This is a genomic window from Mesorhizobium sp. M0771, from assembly GCF_040320155.1.
In the GTDB taxonomy this organism is placed as follows: Bacteria; Pseudomonadota; Alphaproteobacteria; order Rhizobiales; family Rhizobiaceae; genus Mesorhizobium.
Window position 1 is genome coordinate 311,352 of record NZ_JAMYPC010000005.1, and the last position, 16,659, is coordinate 328,010.

Annotated in this window: 20 protein-coding genes; 10 read left to right on the plus strand and 10 right to left on the minus strand. The window is 62.4% G+C overall.

Translation table 11 applies throughout. The features are described 5' to 3' along the window. The first annotated feature begins 19 nt into the window (after positions 1 to 19). From gpt to NKI05_RS10830, 5 genes are all read left to right on the plus strand, one after another. Positions 20 to 520, plus strand: coding sequence for a xanthine phosphoribosyltransferase (gene gpt / locus NKI05_RS10810; RefSeq protein ID WP_023667540.1), 501 nt, complete (start codon positions 20 to 22; stop codon positions 518 to 520). A 208-nt stretch (positions 521 to 728) separates the two neighbouring features. After that, positions 729 to 1,226: an NUDIX hydrolase gene (locus tag NKI05_RS10815; protein WP_023667541.1), complete on the plus strand. Its 498-nt coding sequence runs from the start codon at positions 729 to 731 to the stop codon at positions 1,224 to 1,226. Between the two features lie 185 nt (positions 1,227 to 1,411). Beyond that, positions 1,412 to 1,732 carry an ArsR/SmtB family transcription factor gene (locus NKI05_RS10820; protein WP_023681541.1) on the plus strand — a complete coding sequence of 107 codons (321 nt, stop codon included), beginning with the start codon at positions 1,412 to 1,414 and terminating at the stop codon, positions 1,730 to 1,732. Further along, complete coding sequence (locus tag NKI05_RS10825; protein WP_023681542.1) at positions 1,729 to 2,193, plus strand: SRPBCC family protein; 465 nt, start codon at positions 1,729 to 1,731, stop codon at positions 2,191 to 2,193. Before NKI05_RS10820 ends, NKI05_RS10825 begins: the two co-directional genes overlap by 4 nt. Positions 2,194 to 2,219: 26 nt before the next feature. Beyond that, positions 2,220 to 2,633 (plus strand): GFA family protein, encoded by a 414-nt coding sequence (locus tag NKI05_RS10830; protein ID WP_023681543.1) that lies wholly within the window; start codon positions 2,220 to 2,222, stop codon positions 2,631 to 2,633. A gap of 43 nt (positions 2,634 to 2,676) precedes the next feature. Here NKI05_RS10830 and NKI05_RS10835 read toward each other — a convergent pair whose 3' ends face one another. From NKI05_RS10835 to NKI05_RS10860, 6 genes are all read right to left on the minus strand, one after another. After that, a complete protein-coding gene (locus tag NKI05_RS10835) occupies positions 2,677 to 4,482 on the minus strand; it encodes an ABC transporter ATP-binding protein (protein WP_023815367.1) in 1,806 nt (601 codons plus the stop codon). A 389-nt stretch (positions 4,483 to 4,871) separates the two neighbouring features. Next, entirely contained in the window at positions 4,872 to 5,282 is a 411-nt protein-coding gene (locus tag NKI05_RS10840; RefSeq protein WP_023695412.1) for a GNAT family N-acetyltransferase, read from the minus strand. Positions 5,283 to 5,350: 68 nt separating this feature from the next. Then, positions 5,351 to 6,301 carry a diacylglycerol kinase catalytic domain-containing protein gene (locus tag NKI05_RS10845; protein WP_027050400.1) on the minus strand — a complete coding sequence of 317 codons (951 nt, stop codon included), beginning with the start codon at positions 6,299 to 6,301 and terminating at the stop codon, positions 5,351 to 5,353. A gap of 13 nt (positions 6,302 to 6,314) precedes the next feature. Then, positions 6,315 to 7,199: an SPFH domain-containing protein gene (locus tag NKI05_RS10850; protein ID WP_023695413.1), complete on the minus strand. Its 885-nt coding sequence runs from the start codon at positions 7,197 to 7,199 to the stop codon at positions 6,315 to 6,317. A gap of 34 nt (positions 7,200 to 7,233) precedes the next feature. Beyond that, entirely contained in the window at positions 7,234 to 8,949 is a 1,716-nt protein-coding gene (locus tag NKI05_RS10855) for an NAD+ synthase (RefSeq protein ID WP_023815368.1), read from the minus strand. 62 nt (positions 8,950 to 9,011) lie between these two features. Then, positions 9,012 to 9,728 carry a DNA-3-methyladenine glycosylase I gene (locus NKI05_RS10860; protein ID WP_023815369.1) on the minus strand — a complete coding sequence of 239 codons (717 nt, stop codon included), beginning with the start codon at positions 9,726 to 9,728 and terminating at the stop codon, positions 9,012 to 9,014. Between the two features lie 91 nt (positions 9,729 to 9,819). Between NKI05_RS10860 and NKI05_RS10865 the strand changes: the two genes are divergently transcribed. Beyond that, entirely contained in the window at positions 9,820 to 10,383 is a 564-nt protein-coding gene (locus NKI05_RS10865) for a DUF1003 domain-containing protein (RefSeq protein WP_023691179.1), read from the plus strand. After that, complete coding sequence (locus tag NKI05_RS10870) at positions 10,380 to 10,988, plus strand: DedA family protein (RefSeq protein ID WP_023815371.1); 609 nt, start codon at positions 10,380 to 10,382, stop codon at positions 10,986 to 10,988. The genes NKI05_RS10865 and NKI05_RS10870 overlap by 4 nt, the downstream gene beginning before the upstream one ends. A 3-nt stretch (positions 10,989 to 10,991) precedes the next feature. On the opposite strand, the gene NKI05_RS10875 is transcribed toward NKI05_RS10870, so the two are convergent. The 3 genes from NKI05_RS10875 to NKI05_RS10885 all read right to left on the minus strand — a co-directional run bounded on the left by NKI05_RS10875 (position 10,992) and on the right by NKI05_RS10885 (position 12,477). Beyond that, positions 10,992 to 11,579: a hemerythrin domain-containing protein gene (locus NKI05_RS10875; RefSeq protein ID WP_023667553.1), complete on the minus strand. Its 588-nt coding sequence runs from the start codon at positions 11,577 to 11,579 to the stop codon at positions 10,992 to 10,994. Between the two features lie 43 nt (positions 11,580 to 11,622). Next, positions 11,623 to 11,982 (minus strand): diacylglycerol kinase, encoded by a 360-nt coding sequence (locus tag NKI05_RS10880; protein WP_023667554.1) that lies wholly within the window; start codon positions 11,980 to 11,982, stop codon positions 11,623 to 11,625. A 75-nt stretch (positions 11,983 to 12,057) separates the two neighbouring features. Then, a complete protein-coding gene (locus NKI05_RS10885) occupies positions 12,058 to 12,477 on the minus strand; it encodes a GFA family protein (RefSeq protein WP_023725736.1) in 420 nt (139 codons plus the stop codon). Between the two features lie 338 nt (positions 12,478 to 12,815). On the opposite strand from NKI05_RS10885, the gene NKI05_RS10890 reads away from it, so the two are divergent. From NKI05_RS10890 to NKI05_RS10900, 3 genes are all read left to right on the plus strand, one after another. Continuing rightward, positions 12,816 to 13,886, plus strand: a complete 1,071-nt coding sequence (locus NKI05_RS10890) for a GGDEF domain-containing protein (protein WP_023681555.1) — start codon at positions 12,816 to 12,818, stop codon at positions 13,884 to 13,886. A 105-nt stretch (positions 13,887 to 13,991) separates the two neighbouring features. Beyond that, entirely contained in the window at positions 13,992 to 14,390 is a 399-nt protein-coding gene (locus NKI05_RS10895; protein ID WP_023701176.1) for an MbcA/ParS/Xre antitoxin family protein, read from the plus strand. Further along, positions 14,350 to 15,120 (plus strand): RES family NAD+ phosphorylase, encoded by a 771-nt coding sequence (locus NKI05_RS10900; RefSeq protein ID WP_023734445.1) that lies wholly within the window; start codon positions 14,350 to 14,352, stop codon positions 15,118 to 15,120. Before NKI05_RS10895 ends, NKI05_RS10900 begins: the two co-directional genes overlap by 41 nt. Positions 15,121 to 15,178: 58 nt before the next feature. Here the strand turns inward: NKI05_RS10900 and NKI05_RS10905 are convergent, their stop codons facing one another. Next, positions 15,179 to 16,552, minus strand: coding sequence for a class II 3-deoxy-7-phosphoheptulonate synthase (locus NKI05_RS10905; protein ID WP_023734446.1), 1,374 nt, complete (start codon positions 16,550 to 16,552; stop codon positions 15,179 to 15,181). Positions 16,553 to 16,659: the final 107 nt, after the last annotated feature.

Sequence of the window (16,659 nt, forward strand, 5' to 3'; positions counted from 1 at the left end):
GGTGCGCGCGGAGTGCAGAATGTCCCTTCCCGAAAAAGCCTTTCCGGTCTCCTGGGACCAGTTCCACCGCGATGCCCGGGCGCTCGCCTGGCGGCTTGCCGGCGCCAACAAGGGACAGTGGAAGGCCATCGTCTGCATCACCCGTGGCGGCCTGGTTCCCGCCGCCATCATCTCGCGCGAACTCGGCATACGCGTCATCGAGACGGTCTGCGTCGCCTCTTATCACGACTACACCAGCCAGGGGCAGTTGCAGGTGCTGAAGGAGATCACCCCGGCGCTGCTCGCCGATGATGGCGCGGGCGTGCTGATCATCGACGACCTCACCGACACCGGCAAGACGGCAGGCATCGTGCGCGCCATGATGCCCAAGGCGCATTTCGCCACCGTCTACGCCAAGCCGAAAGGCAGGCCGCTGGTCGACACCTTTATCACCGAAGTCAGTCAGGACACCTGGATCTACTTTCCCTGGGACATGGGTTTTACCTACCAGAAGCCGATCGCCGACGATCACGCAGGCTGATTCGCGCCAGCCCCATTTCTGCCCAGACGGCCAAACCCGCCCCGTTTGCTATGAAAACAGGCACTGGAAGGGACAATATTCTGTCGAATCGACAGCTGTTGGCGGAGTTTGACGGGTCGGTGTGAGGTTTTTTACTTTTAAGACTTACACTTGTCGGTAAGATTCATACGGCGGCTAACGATTCTGAGGGCTGGGGTAGCTTTCACTGATGCTGACGACACCGGCGACACACGACCATCTGGCTGAAAGGGTCCGCAAGCTCTTCGGCACTTCGCCTTGTCGCCTGCAGGTTGCCGCTTTGCCATGGCGCAATAACGAAGACGGCGTCGAGATCATGCTGATCACCAGCCGAGACACCGGGCGTTGGGTGCTGCCGAAGGGCTGGCCCGAGGCCAGGGAGCCGCTCTGCGAGGCAGCGGCGCGCGAGGCGGGCGAGGAAGCCGGATTGCGTGGCAAGATTTCGCTTTTCGAGGCCGGTCGTTACTTCTACGCCAAGGCCCTCGCGTCCGGCGAGGAAGTCCCTTGCGAAGTGCTGGTGTTTCCGCTGCAGGTCGAGCACGTTGCCGACCGCTGGAAGGAAAAGCGCGCGCGCACCCGCAAATGGGTCAATGGGGCCGAGGCCGTACGCATGGTCAACGAGCCGGACCTCTGCCAGATCATCGCCCATTTCTGCGCCGATCCCGACAAGTTCGTCGTTAGAGCCTAGCTCACAGCCACCGCTGCATAGTCCTGCGCGCCCGCACCGGTTCTTGCCCCGATTCCGGGCTCGGTGCTTCGCTCCGCGCGCCAGCAATCCGACACTATAAATCCCTCCCCTTCAGGCCAAGCTTAGCCACAGCTTGACATGCAGGCATTTACCTGCATATTGTGTCTTCAAGATGAGTGAGACCGATGGACGCCGACAAGGTTTTCAAAGCGCTGGGCGACCCGACCCGCAGAATGCTGCTCGATCTTCTGTGTGAGAAGAACGGCCAGACGCTCGGCGAGCTTTGCGAAAATCTCGACATGGCGAGGCAATCCGCCACGCAGCACATCGATCTGCTGGAAGCGGCCAATCTGATCAGCACGGTCAAGCGTGGCCGCGAGAAGCTGCATTTCATCAACCCCGTGCCGCTGCACGAAGTCTACGAGCGGTGGGTGCGAAAATTCGAACGGCAGCGGCTGAGCCTGCTGCACGACCTGAAACAAGAACTCGAAGGAGACGACCAATGACCCGGGAAACCACCAGTTTTGTCTACGTGACCTACATCAGATCGACGCCACAAAAGGTGTTCGAAGCCATCACCAGGCCCGATATCGCCAAGCGCTACTGGGGCCACGAAAACGTCTCCGACTGGAAGCCCGGCTCGAAATGGGAACACATCCGCGCCAATGACGAACGGACCGTCGAACTCGTTGGCAAGGTCGTCGAAATCTCGCCGCCGACCCGCCTGGTCATGAGCTGGGCCAACGCCTCGCAGGCCGACGATCCCACCAAGCACAGCCGGGTGACGTTCGCCATCGAGGAATACGACACCATGGTCAAGCTGACCGTCAGCCATGACGAGCTCGAAGCCGGCAGCGGCATGGCCAAGGGCATCAGCCAGGGCTGGCCGGCCGTGCTGTCCAGCATGAAATCCTTCCTCGAAACCGGCACAGGCATCGACCTGTTCGCCAAGCCGAAATCGGCCTGAAGCAATCTGACAGCGGGAGAACGACAATGACCAGGCACTATACCGGCGGCTGCGCCTGCGGCGCGATCCGCTATGAGGCCAGCGGCGAGCCGATCTTTCAGAACCACTGCCAATGCCTCGATTGCCAGAAGCGCAGCGGTACTGGCCATTGTTCCTATGTGACCTTCGGCCGGCGCGCTGACGTAAAGATCACCGGCGAGCCGAGCACATGGCGGATGATCGCCGACAGCGGCAATGAAAAAGCCCAGGCCTTTTGCCCGACCTGCGGCACGCCGGTCTACGTAACGTTCGTCGCCATGCCGGAGGTGACGGCGATCCAGGCCACGAGCCTCGACGATCCCGGCCAGTTCGACCCGCAGGCGGTCACCTACACCGTGCGCGGCCACGTCTGGGACACGATCGACCCAGCGCTTCAGCCATTCGAGCGAATGCCTGGATGAACCAGGCAGAGCCCTATCCCTCGGATAGGGCTCTGCGTTCAGCTCAGATCACCAGGCCCTTGGTCAGTTCCAGCGCCTGCCGCTCGAACAGGCGGCGGTAGATGCCGCCCTTCAGCCGGATCAGCTCGTCATGCGAGCCTTCCTCGACGATCTTGCCACGGTCGAACACGAGCAGCCTGTCCAGCGCCCGCACCGTCGACAGACGGTGCGCGATGACCAGCGTCGTGCGGCCAACCATCAGCCGCTCCATCGCCTGCTGGATCAGCACTTCCGATTCCGAATCGAGGCTCGATGTCGCCTCGTCCAGGATCAGGATGCGCGCATCCGCCAGGAAGGCGCGTGCGATCGCCACCCGCTGGCGCTCGCCGCCCGACAGCTTCACGCCGCGTTCACCGACCAGCGTGCCGTAGCCCTTCGGCAGGCTGGTGATGAAGTCGTGCGCGCTGGCGAGCTTGGCGGCATGCTCGATCTCGGCCTGCGTGGCGTCCGGACGGGCGTAGGCGATGTTTTCCGCCAGCGAGCGGTGGAACAGGATGGGCTCCTGCTGGACGATGGCAATCTGCGCGCGCAGCGACGCCTGTGCAACCTGGGAGATGTCTTGGCCATCGATCAGTATCCTGCCGCCGCTGACATCATAGAGACGCTGGATCAGCTTCACGAAGGTCGTCTTGCCCGAGCCGGAATGACCGACCAGTCCGACCCGCTCGCCCGCCGCTATCTCCACCGAAAAGTCGCGGTAGAGCGGCAAGCGATGGCTACCATAGTGGAAGGTGACGTTATCGAAGGCGATGTGGCCATGCGTGATCCGGATCGGCTTGGCGCCGGGCCGGTCCTCGACGCCGAGCGGTTGCGACTGGAAATCGACCAGTTCCTCCATGTCGTTGACCGAACGCTGCAAATTGCGGATATGCGTGCCGATGTCCCTGAGGTAGCCCTGCAGCACGAAGAACGAGGTCAGCACGAAGGCGACATCGCCCGCACTTGCCTGGCCCCAGGCCCACAGCATCAGCGACAGGCCGATTACTGCCGTCCGCAGCACCAGCAGCATGGCGCCTTGCGTCGTGCCGTTGATGGTGCCGCGCACCCAGGTGCGGCTGGTCCGCGCGCGCCATTTGGCGACGACCTTGGCAAGACGCGTTTCCTCGCGCGTCTCGGCGCCGAAACCCTTGACCACGGCATTGCAGCTCACCGCATCGGCAAGCGAGCCGCCAAGCCGCGTATCCCAGCTGTTGGCGAGCCGTGCCGCGGGCGCGACATAGCCGAGCGACAGCAGCGCCGTCACCGTGATGAACAGCACCGAACCGACTGCCACGACCAGCCCCATCAGCGGCCAGAACCAGCCGAGCAGCAACGTCGAGCCGACCAGCATGGCGACCGACGGCAACAACGCAATCAGGATGGTGTCATTGAGCAGGTCGAGAGCCCACATGCCGCGCGTGACCTTGCGCACCGTCGATCCGGCAAAGCTGTTGGCGTGCCAGTCGGTTGAGAAGCGCTGCACGCGATGGAACGCGTCGGCGGCGATGTCGGCCATCATCTTCAGCGTCAGCTCGACAATGCCCATGAAGGCGAGGTTGCGCAGCACCACGCCGGTCAGCGCCAAAGCGATGAGCGCGAAGAACGCCGCCATTGCCGCGTTCCACGCGACATCGTCAGCCAACGCACTGCTGGCGACGGCGTCGACCAGCCGGCCGGAATAGAGCGGCGTCAAGACGTCGGCCAGGGTCGACAGCAGGAAGCTGCCCATGATCAGCGAAAGCCGCCACGGCTGGCGCCGCCAGTGGCTGAGCGTGAAGCCAAGAACGCTGCGAAAGGCGCTTGCACGCAGATCGATTCGAAAACGAGTCATGGTGTCATCCGGGCGCAAATCTGCCCGGTCCCGGTAAGGTCTGAAAATTGAAAACCGCGCTGGGCAATTCGCCCGGCTGCGGAGGTTCGGCATAGGTGGCGGCGCGCCCCGGGTTGTCGGGTGGCGACCGGCATCGGCAGAAGCCTGTACTCGACCCGGCATCGGTGCGAAGGGCAAACCTTCGCCGGACGCCAGGTGAGACCTAGGCTTCGCGGCCTCGCATTACCATGTGAAATACTGCCATTCAGACCTCCCGCAAGACACTTGCGGAGAGGTCCTTATAGAGACGCCATGAAGGATCGCCAAGGCCGGGCACGTGGCAAAGCGTAACTGGTCCAACCAGTGAGGTTATTTTGCAACAACAGCCGGTCAACCCCCCTCGCTATGCGTCATTCCGGGTTGCGATCGAGGCGCATGTAGCGGCCGTCGGTCGATGCCTTGAAGCCCAGCTTCTCATAAAGGCCATGCGCGTCACTGGTCGACAGGCTCCAGTGCGAGACCGTGCTGAGTTCAGGGTGGTCGATGAGCGCCTGCACCAGTTGCAAGCCAATGCCTTGGCCGCGATGCTGCGGCCAGATGATGATGTCGGCGAGATAGGCAAACACCGTACGGTCGGTGATGGCCCGGCCAAAACCGACTTGGTTCCCGTCGATATAGGCCGCGGTGCAGAACGAGTTGGCAAAGGCGCGGCGATGAAACTCATCGCTGCGGCCGGCGCCCCAATAACTTGCCATCAACAGGTCGGAGGTCGCCCGGAAATCGATCCGTGACATGTCGAAGCTGATCTCACAGTCGGGCATGGTGCCTCGCAAAGAAGAGGGCGGCCGAATTCAGTCCGGCCGGTGATTTGGCTGCCCACGTGGCGCGCTTATGGCACCACGAGATAGGCCTTCTGGTCGGCGATCGCGATGGTCACGTCGGTGCCGGAATTGAACTCGACGAAATCGAGCTCCATCCCGTCGCTGAAGATGACGCCGCCCCTGCTCTGCCGCGAAGAAACCACCAGCGGCCGGTCGCGGGTGATGACGCCATGCACAAGCGACACGCCGGTCGTGTTGCTCGGAAACGGTTCGCGCACCGAAAAGAACAGCTGTTCGCCTTCGCGGTCATAGCCTTGCGGCGGCACGGTCGGCACGGAGTTGTCACCATAGGCCGCGGCCAGTCCCGCGGCGCCCGCCATAACCGAGCGCAGCCAGCCGGTAGAGCCGGCGCCCGTGGAGATGATAATGCCGCTCGACGACTGGCGCTCGGTCCTGCCGCCATAGGTCAACTCGTAACGCGCCGAGACATGCGTCGAGGCGCCAACGAACAGATCGTTGAAGGCGATCAGCCGGCGTCCGTCATTGGAGCGCGCTTCGGCCATCACCACCGCCTGGCGCTTCGCCTTGCCGGCGATCGTCAGGCCGAGGACCTTTTCGGTATCGTCGGCATTCCACGGCAGCAACACGCCGTCGAAAAGCGCCGGGTTCGGGTTGATGCCGATCAGCGGCTGGTACGGGAGGTACTTCGCGGTGTTGGACACCAGCCCGTCCTGACCGAGCGCGATCACCGCGTCGGAGCCGAATTCGAACTGCGGGACCAGTTCGCGGTCGAGCCGCAACTGTTTGAGGCCTTGGGGAAGCGAACCCATCACCCGGTCGAGCGCCTGGTGATAGACGTCATGCGCCGCCTTGACCGGGTCGAAATTCATGCCGGCCTGCCGGAGATAAAAGCGCGCCTGTCCCTGCGTGTTGAAGCGCGTCGTCAGCTCCTCCAGCTCGGTCTTGCGGGTGACGACGATCACCCGGTCGATCGGCCTGCCGCTCTGGTCGCTTGCCACCCGAGCTTGCCTTTCAGGACCCGGCTTTCGGAGTGGAAAGCTGGCTGAGCGCGCTGGTGAGCATATCAGGCGTGATCGACAGATTGCCGACCGAACCGCCCTTTTCCGCCCAGGCCTTGAAGGCCATCGCCGTCAGCACGTGCGCCGGCGCCGACGAATAGACGGTGAGTTCGAGCTGTTGGGCCTTGGCTTCCGCCTCGGCAAGCGTCAGCTTGTTGCGCGCCTCGGTATCGACCAGCAGCTTGTTGCGTTCGGCAAGCTCGATTTCGGTCGCCAGCTCGCTCTGCTTGATCTCGCGCTCCTTCTCCACGCCCCAGGCACGGCGCCCATAGATCGCGGCATCGGCCTGGCGCTGAAGCGCCTCGCGATATTCGGTCTGGAGCGCCTTGCGGATCTCCGGCGTCGGCTGGACCGAGGTGATGTGAACCTCCTCGATCGACAGGCCGGCGGTCGCGGCAATCGGATCGTTGCGGAGCAGTTCGGCCAGATTGCCACCGAGCTTGGTCACCTCGGCCAGCGCCTGTTCCAGCGTCATGCTCGAAACCACCGCGCGGGCGCGGCTCTGTATCGCAAGCACCAGGCGCTCGGCGATCTTCTCCCGGCCGTCGCCGACGACGTCGGCACGGCTGAGCTTGGCGCTGAAATCAAAACCTTCGGCTGCCTTGAGTGGATCGATGATGCGGTAGCTGACCGACCCCTGGATTGCCAGATCCTGGAAATTCGCCGTCGTCTCGGTGAAGATGAAGGGGTTATCGAGCGACGTCACCGGCACCATCGCTATCGTGGTGCCGAACGTGCCGTACCAGAAGGAGATGCCGCGCCCCTGCTCCCTGATCTTGCCGTTCTTGAAGCGCAGGATGTGATACTCAGGCGTTCCCTTGAAATAGCTGATAAACATGCGCCCCCCAAGGTTCATTGATTTAATCAGATGTTTAGCCGCGATCCCTGAAACGGTTGGTGATGGGATAGCGGCGGTCGCGGCCAAAATTCTTACGGGTGATCTTCACACCCGGCGCCGCTTGCCGGCGTTTGTACTCGGCAATGTAGAGCAAATGTTCGACGCGCGTCACCGTCGCCCGGTCGTGGCCGCGCGCGACGATGTCGTCGACGCCCATTTCGTTCTCGACCAGGCATTCCAGAATGTCGTCCAGCACCGGATAGGGCGGCAGCGAATCCTGGTCGGTCTGGTTCTCGCGCAATTCCGCCGACGGCGCCTTGTCGATGATATTCCTGGGGATCACCTCGCCTGAGGGGCCGAGCGCGCCCGGCGGCACATGGCTGTTGCGCCAGCGCGACAGCGCATAGACCTGCATCTTGTAGAGGTCTTTTATCGGGTTGAAGCCGCCATTCATGTCGCCATAAAGCGTGGCGTAGCCCACCGACATCTCGCTCTTGTTGCCCGTGGTGACGACCATCGAGCCGAACTTGTTGGAGATCGCCATCAGGATCGTGCCGCGCGCGCGGCTCTGCAAATTTTCCTCGGTAATGCCTTCCTTGGTGCCCTCGAAAAGCTGCGTCAGCGTATGCAGAAAACCCTCGACCGGTTCGAAGATCGGCACGATGTCATAGCGGCAGCCAAGCGCACGGGCGCAATCCTCGGCATCCTTCAGCGAATCCTCCGAGGTATAGCGGTAGGGCATCATCACCGCCCGCAGCCGCTCCTCGCCGAGCGCATCGACGGCCAATGCGGCGCAGATCGCCGAATCGATGCCGCCGGAGAGACCCAGCACGACGTTCTTGAAGCCGTTCTTGTTGACGTAGTCGCGCAGGCCGAGCATGCAGGCGCGGTAGTCCGCCTCCTCGCGCTCGGGGATTTTCGACATCGGCCCTTCCGAGCAGACCCAGCCGTCGAACTCTTCTGCGTTTTGCGCGCCTGCGGCGACGCGGTTGCGCTTCCAGGTGGTGACGTCGACAGTTTCCTCGAACTGGCTCATCTGGAAGGCGAGCGTCTTGTCGGCGCCGATGGCAAAAGAGGCGCCGTCGAAGATCAGCTCATCCTGGCCGCCGATCTGATTGGCATAGATCATCGGCAAACCGGTCTCGATGACCTGGCGGATAACGACCTGATGGCGCACGTCCATCTTGGCGCGGTAGTAGGGCGAGCCGTTCGGCACCAGCAGGATTTCCGCGCCGCTCTCGGCCAGGGTTTCACAGATGCCGACGTCGCCCCAGATGTCCTCGCAGATCGGAATTCCGATGCGCACACCGCGGAAATTGACGGGTCCCTGAGCCTCGGGGCCGGCCTGAAAGACGCGCTTCTCGTCGAACTCGCCATAGTTTGGCAAATCGAGCTTGTAGCGCTCGGCGAGGATCTTGCCGCCATCGGCGACGATGATCGAATTGTGGGTGCCGCTCTTGCGCTTCAGCGGCGTGCCGATGATGACGCCCGGCCCGCCATCGGCGGTATCCGCGGCGAAATCCTCAGCGGCCTTCTCGCAAACCTTGAGGAAGGCCGGCTTCAGCACCAGGTCCTCCGGCGGATAACCGGCAAGGAAAAGCTCGGTGTAGAGCACGATGTCGGCGCCCTGGCGGGCGGCATCCGCCCTCGCCTCGCGCGCCTTGGCAAGATTGCCGGCGACATCGCCGACCGTCGGGTTGAGCTGGGCAACGGCGATGCGCAGAATATCGGGTGCGGTCTTCTGGGTCATCTGTGCGGTTTAGCGCGGCAAATTTGCCCGAGCAATGGCGTTCGTTTGGACCAATTCGGTGATCAGTCGTCGCCCATATATTCGCGCGGCGATTGCGGCGAATGGTTCTCTCCGATCGACATCGCCAGAATGCGCGAAATGTGCCGGCGCGGCAGGCCGGTTTCCTGCGCCCATTTGTTGATCTGCGCCTGAATCCTGTCGAGATCCCTCTTCGACGTCGGACTTTCCGCGATGTCGAGGCCGGCGTCACGCAAAGCCGCGACCATATCGGCCGAGATGACGAAGGCGTCCCATTGCAGCCAGCGCAGGAAATACTGGCCGGTGTTGCCGCCAAGCCGGCTGCCATGCTTGCCGAGATACGCCATCAGCCCGACCTGGTCGTCGTCAGGCCACTCCGCGAGGAATTTGCCGAAACCGCCATGTTCCTTCGACACACGCTCAACGAAGGCGGCGTTGTCGCGGACGGATTTGATCTTCTGCGGGTTGCGCACAATGCGTTGATCAGCCGTCAGGTCGTGCCAGAAGTCATCAGGTTGAAACAACAGCCGTTTCGGGTCGAAATGGAGAAAGGCTTCCTCGAAGCCCGGCCATTTCTGTTCGATGACGCGCCAGACGAAGCCGGCGGCAAACACCCGCTCGGCCATCGTCGACAGGATGCGATCGTCCGTAATGTCGGCAACGGCAGCATTGTCAGGCGCCGGCCCGAGCAGCGAGGTCAGCACCGCGTCGCCGCCTTTGCGTTTTGCAGCACGGGCGCGAATCTTCGCGAAATCGGGCATCCTGCATCCTCGCGCCGCGCTTTTGACGAAACGCCATCTTCCTATATGCAAACGAGGCTGCCAAGCCGACGCTTTTCCTATGGAGACATCCATGCACAAAACCGTGCCAGAACTGGCCAACCGCTGGCTGAAGCGAACGCCGGAGGGCCTCAGCGAGCTCGAGCGGCGGGTGTTGCAGAGCACTGTCGACCGCAAGCCCATCTCGCAGGATATCAACGACAGCCTCACCGGCCTTCAGGGCGCCGGCGACCGGATCGCCGATGCCATTGCCCGCATCGGCGGCTCGTGGACGTTCATCCTGTCCTTCATTGCTTTCCTGGTGCTGTGGATCGGCGCCAATTGGTGGCTGCTCGGGCGAGACTCGTTCGACCCCTACCCCTTCATCTTCCTCAACCTGGTGCTGTCGATGATCGCCGCCCTGCAGGCGCCGGTGATCATGATGTCGCAGAACCGACAGGCCGCGCGCGACCGCATCGACGCCGCGCATGACTATGAGGTCAACCTCAAGGCCGAGATCGAGATCATGGCTCTGCATGAAAAGCTGGACGAACTGCGCCACAGCCAGATCATCGGCGTGCGCGAGGACATCGCGCGCCTGGCCGAACAGGTGAACCGCATAGACGAAAAACTGTCGGGCCGGCAAACCTCTCAATGACCGGGATCGTCCATCACCTCATCGAGCAATATGGGTTGATCGCGGTTTTCCTGGGCTGTGTCGCCGAAGGCGAAAGTGCGGCCATCCTCGGCGGCTTCTTCGCCCATCAGCATGTCTTCATCCTCTGGAAGGCTTTCCTCACGGCCGCCATTGGCGCCTTCGTCGGCGACACGTTTTTCTTCATTCTCGGCCGCAGCTTTGCCGACCATCCCAGGGTGCTGAAACTGAAGGCGAGGCCCGGCTTCAACCACGCCTACCGTCTCGTCTCGTCCCATCCCAACATATTCGTCCTGTCCAACCGCTACATCTATGGCCTGCGCCTGGTCGGCGGCATCGCGGCCGGTTTCGCCAGCATTTCGGTAGCGCGCTTCGTTATCCTCAACGCGGTGTCGTCGCTGGTCTGGGCGGCTTTGTTCTGCGGCATCGGCTACGTCTTCGGCCTCGGCGCCGAGCAGATGATAGGCAAGGCACTGCTCCATCACGAACGGCTGCTGATCGCGCTTGCCATAGGTCTGGGTGTCGCCATCCTTGCCTGGCTCATCGCCCGCACCGTCGCCGGCAAGGAGCGCGCCAAGGACGCCCGCGACAGCGAAACCATATCGTAAGGTTCAGTCGTCGTCCTCGACCAGAGCCCGGTCGCCGCGATCGAGGATCAGCGGGATGATGAGATCTTCCTCGTCGGCCAGATGCCGCTTCAGCATGGCGATCAGCCGGCTGTTCTCGTCCGCATAGGCGTCGGCGGCGAAGCGTTGCCTGTCCTCGCTCTCCTCGAGCGTGCGGATGAAGGCGTTCGCCGTCTCGGCGTTGCGCTCCAACCCCTCATGAATGGTGTGATGGTCGGCATCGAGGATTTCGAAGCCGCGCTTCAGGCGCGGCTCCGCCTTGGCGAAAGCCGGGAAATATTGGTAGTCCTCGACATTGTGGTGGCCGTCGAGATTGCCGAGAAAGTGGTTCAGCCGCGGCGCGAACCAGCGCGCGAAATCCGGCGCCGTCAGCCTGCCTTCGCGATAGTCGCCAATGCCGTTGGTGAGCATGCCGCCCAGCTCTCGGAACATGTCGTGCCGCTGCAGCCACATGTTTGCCATGCCGTGGATGTTGGCGTGGCCCTGCCATGTCTCGCGCGGATATTTTTCCGCCAGCCAGCGCAGGTCTTCCGGCAGGCCGGCTCTTTCAAGCAGCAGAAAATTGGCTTCCACGACGTCAGTCTCCTTTGGTGACTAACATATGGGAGCGTTCAGATCAGATCGGTAGTCCCGTGATGCGCTCGATGAGGGCGATTCCCCAGACGCCGGCGACGATAACAACCGAAATCAGCACCGCCAGCGAGCCGCAGTCCTTGGCGAGCTGGATGTCGACGTTGAACTCGCGACTGAAGGCATCGCAGGCTGCCTCGATGCCGGTGTTCAGCACTTCGACCATGATGAGCAGCAGCACCGCGCCGATCAACAGCGCGTAGCCGCGCCACGAGACCGAGACGAACCAGCCGAGCGGCAGCGCCAGCACCAGCAGCATCAGTTCCTGCTGAAATGCCCTTTCGCTGGCGGCGAGCTTGCGAAAGGCTCGCACAGAATTGAAGTAAGCACCGATCAGCCGCTGCATGCCGCATCCCCTTCGAATCACCGGCAGGGGATATCGCAATGGCTGGATCAAGGGAATAAGGCAGCCGCCGCAAAATCACTCCTCCGCAACCTTGATCGTCGGCGTCGACTTCTCGAACTGCGGCAGTCCATCGTCGATCGTATAGTAATCGCCCTTGTCGCCGACAAAGATGTGGCATTGGCCTTCGAGCCCGGTCGGGTTGTCGAACGATCCGGCCAGAACTGAGACATACGCATTCTGACCCGGCTTCCAGAACAGCACCGAGCCGCAGATCTTGCAAAAGCCGCGCTTGGCAAAGGAAGACGATTCGTACCAGCTGATGTTGTCGGCGCCGGTTATCGTGATGTCGCCGTCGGCGACGTTGGTCGCGGCGTAAAAATGCCCGCTCTGCTTGCGGCACTGCGAACAGTGGCAATAAATGACGCCGCGCAACGGCCCTCGCGTCTGGAAACGCACGGCTCCACACAGGCAAGATCCGCTGTGGTTGTTGCTCATCCCTACCTCCACCAGCCATCGTCCACGGCTTCGCCGCTGGCCGAGAGGATTTCAGTTTTGCCGCAGCCGGGCACCGGCAAATGCGACATGGGGTGGGCGTGTTCGGACCTGACCTCAGGATCTTTGCAAACCATTTCTGCAGCCTGCGGTAGAACGGACGCGTTACCTGGCGGCACATTAAGGAAACTTTAGCGCCGGCGCATCTATGGTCGTTGCCAAGCGAATGTCGCGATTGGGGACGTGTCTTTCGCAGGATGATCCGAAATACGGCTGGCACTCTCCGGTCGGCGGCATCTCGCACGGTCTGCGATGGTTCCCAGAGGCAGAGTGAACAGAACATGCAGCCGGCAGCCGTCCAGACCGACCGAAACAGCGACATTGCAACAGCCGTTGTGGCGACCATGCGTCAGCTCGGCGTGCTTGGCCTGCCGCGCAATTACGAAATCTTCTACGAAGCACTGAAAGGCACCAATCGCGAACTCGGCCTGGCCGTCGTCGCGCTGGGCAACCAGCCGACGCAGGACGATCTCGACCGCATCGGCCGCGCTTTCTTTGCCCAGCATCACGGTCCCGGCATTGTCGAGCAGGCGCGCGACGTGCTGGCCAGGGAACTCGAGGACATCGCCTTGCTGCTGCGCAGCGAACGTAGCCATATCGAGAAATACGGCAAGATCCTCGATGAGACATCGAGTGGCCTCGCCAACCGCAGCCTGCTTTCGCAGGATCTGCTGCAGAAGGTCGCCAGCGCCATGGCGGCGGCCACCAACTCGACCCTCGACCACGGCAAGCAGGTTGCAACCACGCTGAGCGACAAGACGGCGGAACTGGAGAGCGTCAAGTCGAAGCTTGAGGAGTACAAGCGGCTCGCCGACACCGACCCCTTGACGCATATCTGGAACCGCCGCGCCTTCGACAAGCAAATCACGGCGATTTACACCTCCAACAAGGGGATCCTGTTCAACGCCCTGATCCTTGCCGACATCGACCATTTCAAGGGTGTCAACGATCGCTACGGCCACCCGGTCGGCGACAAGATCATCCAGATCGTCGCTGAAATCTTCCAGACCAGCATCCGTGAAGACATGTTCGTTGCCCGCACCGGCGGCGAGGAATTCGCGCTGATCGTCGAGGGCGCCAGCGAGGATACCACTTACGAGATCGCCGAACGCATCCGCGTGCTGATCGAACAGACGCCGTTCACCAGCAGCCAGACCGGCGCCAATTACGGCACGGTGACCGTTTCCATGGGCATCTGCATGGCTTCCGAAGCGGAAAGCCCGGAGGATCTTTACACCAAGGCGGACCGGGCGCTCTACCGCTCCAAGGTTGGCGGGCGCAACCGCGTCACCCGGCACTCGACAATGGCCGGCCGCACCGGCAAGAACTGGCTGCTCTACAAGAAAGACTGACGCTTCGGCGTGCAGCCAATTCCCGGGCACAGGCAAATTTATCGGATCCCGCCTCTTTCCATATGAATTTCCGTGGACTATATTTTCCATGGAAAGAGAGAGGCCATGTCTGTTACACCACCCAATGCTGCCGCCCCTGATCTGACCGCGAAGGCGGCCGAAAACGCGGTTCTGACCAAGGCCACGCTGCGCGCCGCCGAACTCTTGGATATAACCGCCAGGGTGCTTGCGTCGATCATCGGCGTCTCGGAAGCCACGGTTTCACGCATGCGCAGGCAGGAATTCCTGCTGGAGCGCGGCACCAAGCCATTCGAACTCGCGGTGCTGTTCGTGCGGCTGTTCCGTTCGCTCGATGCCATTGTCGGCGGTGACGAGACGATAGCCCGGGCATGGCTGAAGAACGCCAACACGGCTTTCGATGGCAGCCCGCTTGAAAAGATCCTCACTATTACCGGGCTTGTCGATGTCATTGCCTATCTGGACTCCCGACGCGCTCTCGTCTGAAGCCGTCCGGCTCGACGGCAAATACTGGCGCATGGTCGAGGCGCAGCACCGCGTCTCGACGCTGAAGATCGTCGACACGCTGGACGAACAGGCGCTGCTCGAGGATCTGATCGAGGAGACCAAGCCGCAAATCCCCATGGAATGCCGGCATCTCCACTATCTCCTGGCGACGCCCTTCCGCTACGGCTCGATCTATCCCTACGGCTCGCGCTTCCGCCGCGCTGGCCGCACCCTGGGTGTCTACTATGCCGCGGAGACGATCATGACGGCGGTCGCCGAAATGGCCTTCTACCGCTTGTTGTTCTTCGCCGATTCGCCCGACACGCCATGGCCGCACGACGCCGCCGAATACACCGCCTTCGCCGCCGCGATCCGTACCGACAAGGCCATCGACCTGACGCGGCCGCCGCTCGACCGCGACCGGGCCCATTGGACGCATCCGACCGACTATGCCGCCAGCCAGGCGATTGCCGATGTCGCGCGTGAGGCTGGGCTGGAGGCGATCCGTTACCGTTCGGCGCGCGACCCGAAGGGCGTCAATGTGGCGCTGCTGACATGCCGCGGCTTTACCAAGGCCAAGCCGCTGGAGCCGCACACATGGCGCATCCGGCTGGGCTCCCTCGGCGTCCAGGCGATCTGCGAATTTCCGGAAAGGCGCATCGAGTTTTCCAGAACCGCCTTTGCCAACGATCCCCGGCTCAACGGATTGCGCTGGGAACGCGGGCGTTGATCAAAACGAAAAAGCGCCGGATCTCTCCGGCGCTTTCCACTTCAATCTGAAAACGGGTTCAGCCGTTGGCCGCCTGCTTGTGCTGCACGGGATGGCTCTTCTTCAACAGGTCGGAGACGAGGAAAGCCAATTCGATCGCCTGGTCGGCGTTAAGGCGTGGGTCGCAATGGGTGTGGTAGCGGTCCTGCAATTCCTCTGCGGTGATGGCGCGGGCGCCGCCGGTGCATTCGGTAACATTCTTGCCGGTCATCTCGACATGGATGCCGCCGGGGTGCGTGCCCTCAGCGCGATGCACCTCGAAGAAGGTCTGCACTTCCTTGAGGATGCGGTCGAACGGCCGCGTCTTGTAGCCGGCGGCCTCGATCGTGTTGCCGTGCATCGGATCGGACGACCACACGACGCTGCGGCCTTCCTTCTGCACCGCGCGCACCAGCTTCGGCAGATGGTCGGCGACCTTGTCGGAGCCGAAGCGGGCAATCAGCGTCAGCCGGCCCGGCTCGTTCTCCGGATTGAGCAGGTCGATCAGCTCCAGCAAACCATCCGGCGTCAGCGACGGACCGCATTTGAGGCCGAGCGGGTTCTTGATGCCACGGCAATATTCGACATGGGCATGGTCGGGCTGGCGGGTTCGGTCGCCGATCCAGATCATGTGGCCGGAGGTTGCATACCAGTCGCCCGACGTCGAATCGACGCGGGTCAGCGCCTCTTCATAGCCCAGCAACAGCGCTTCGTGGCTGGTGTAGAAATCGGTCTCGCGCAAGGCGTAGTTGGTTTCCGAGGTGATGCCGACGGCCTTCATGAAGTCCATCGTCTCGGTGATGCGGTTGGCGAGCTTGCCGTATTTCTCGCCCTGCGGGCTGTCGGAGACGAAACCCAGCATCCAGCTATGCACGTTCTCCAGGCTGGCATAGCCGCCCTGGGCGAAGGCGCGCAACAGGTTGAGCGTCGCCGCCGACTGGCGGTAAGCCATCTCCTGGCGGGCCGGGTCGGGAATACGCGACTTCGGGTCGAACTCGATGCCGTTGATGATGTCGCCGCGATAGCTCGGCAGCGTCACCTCGCCCTTGGTCTCATTGTCGGACGAGCGCGGCTTGGCGAACTGACCAGCAACGCGGCCGACCTTCACCACCGGCTGCGCGCCGGCGAAAGTCAGCACCACCGACATCTGCAGGAAGACGCGGAAGAAGTCGCGGATGTTGTCCGCGCCATGCTCGGCGAAACTCTCGGCGCAATCGCCGCCCTGCAGAAGGAATGCGTCGCCGGCAGCGACGGCCGCAAGCTGCTTCTTCAGCTTGCGCGCCTCACCGGCAAAAACCAGCGGCGGAAAGGTGGCGAGCTGGGCTTCCGTGCTCTTCAGGGCGGCAAGGTCCGGATAGGCAGGAACCTGCTTGATCGGCTTCGCTCTCCAAGAATTCGGCGACCATTTCGTCATCGCTGCACCCAAACGCTCTTTCCAGCAGGCTTTTGCCCGCCATTCCGCCCCATATGGGGATGGCGGCTCCATACACGAAGCCGATTTCCTATTCTAGACCGGAATTC

Excerpts from the sequence above, each read along its gene's own strand:
- gpt (WP_023667540.1), top strand. The coding sequence starts at position 20 with ATGTCCCTTCCCGAAAAAGCCTTTCCGGTCTCCTGGGACCAGTTCCAC.
- NKI05_RS10815 (WP_023667541.1), top strand. The coding sequence starts at position 729 with ATGCTGACGACACCGGCGACACACGACCATCTGGCTGAAAGGGTCCGC.
- NKI05_RS10820 (WP_023681541.1), top strand. The coding sequence starts at position 1,412 with ATGGACGCCGACAAGGTTTTCAAAGCGCTGGGCGACCCGACCCGCAGA.
- NKI05_RS10825 (WP_023681542.1), top strand. The coding sequence starts at position 1,729 with ATGACCCGGGAAACCACCAGTTTTGTCTACGTGACCTACATCAGATCG.
- NKI05_RS10830 (WP_023681543.1), top strand. The coding sequence starts at position 2,220 with ATGACCAGGCACTATACCGGCGGCTGCGCCTGCGGCGCGATCCGCTAT.
- NKI05_RS10835 (WP_023815367.1), bottom strand. The coding sequence starts at position 4,482 with ATGACTCGTTTTCGAATCGATCTGCGTGCAAGCGCCTTTCGCAGCGTT.
- NKI05_RS10840 (WP_023695412.1), bottom strand. The coding sequence starts at position 5,282 with ATGCCCGACTGTGAGATCAGCTTCGACATGTCACGGATCGATTTCCGG.
- NKI05_RS10850 (WP_023695413.1), bottom strand. The coding sequence starts at position 7,199 with ATGTTTATCAGCTATTTCAAGGGAACGCCTGAGTATCACATCCTGCGC.
- NKI05_RS10855 (WP_023815368.1), bottom strand. The coding sequence starts at position 8,949 with ATGACCCAGAAGACCGCACCCGATATTCTGCGCATCGCCGTTGCCCAG.
- NKI05_RS10860 (WP_023815369.1), bottom strand. The coding sequence starts at position 9,728 with ATGCCCGATTTCGCGAAGATTCGCGCCCGTGCTGCAAAACGCAAAGGC.
- NKI05_RS10865 (WP_023691179.1), top strand. The coding sequence starts at position 9,820 with ATGCACAAAACCGTGCCAGAACTGGCCAACCGCTGGCTGAAGCGAACG.
- NKI05_RS10870 (WP_023815371.1), top strand. The coding sequence starts at position 10,380 with ATGACCGGGATCGTCCATCACCTCATCGAGCAATATGGGTTGATCGCG.
- NKI05_RS10880 (WP_023667554.1), bottom strand. The coding sequence starts at position 11,982 with ATGCAGCGGCTGATCGGTGCTTACTTCAATTCTGTGCGAGCCTTTCGC.
- NKI05_RS10885 (WP_023725736.1), bottom strand. The coding sequence starts at position 12,477 with ATGAGCAACAACCACAGCGGATCTTGCCTGTGTGGAGCCGTGCGTTTC.
- NKI05_RS10890 (WP_023681555.1), top strand. The coding sequence starts at position 12,816 with ATGCAGCCGGCAGCCGTCCAGACCGACCGAAACAGCGACATTGCAACA.
- NKI05_RS10895 (WP_023701176.1), top strand. The coding sequence starts at position 13,992 with ATGTCTGTTACACCACCCAATGCTGCCGCCCCTGATCTGACCGCGAAG.
- NKI05_RS10900 (WP_023734445.1), top strand. The coding sequence starts at position 14,350 with ATGTCATTGCCTATCTGGACTCCCGACGCGCTCTCGTCTGAAGCCGTC.
- NKI05_RS10905 (WP_023734446.1), bottom strand. The coding sequence starts at position 16,552 with ATGACGAAATGGTCGCCGAATTCTTGGAGAGCGAAGCCGATCAAGCAG.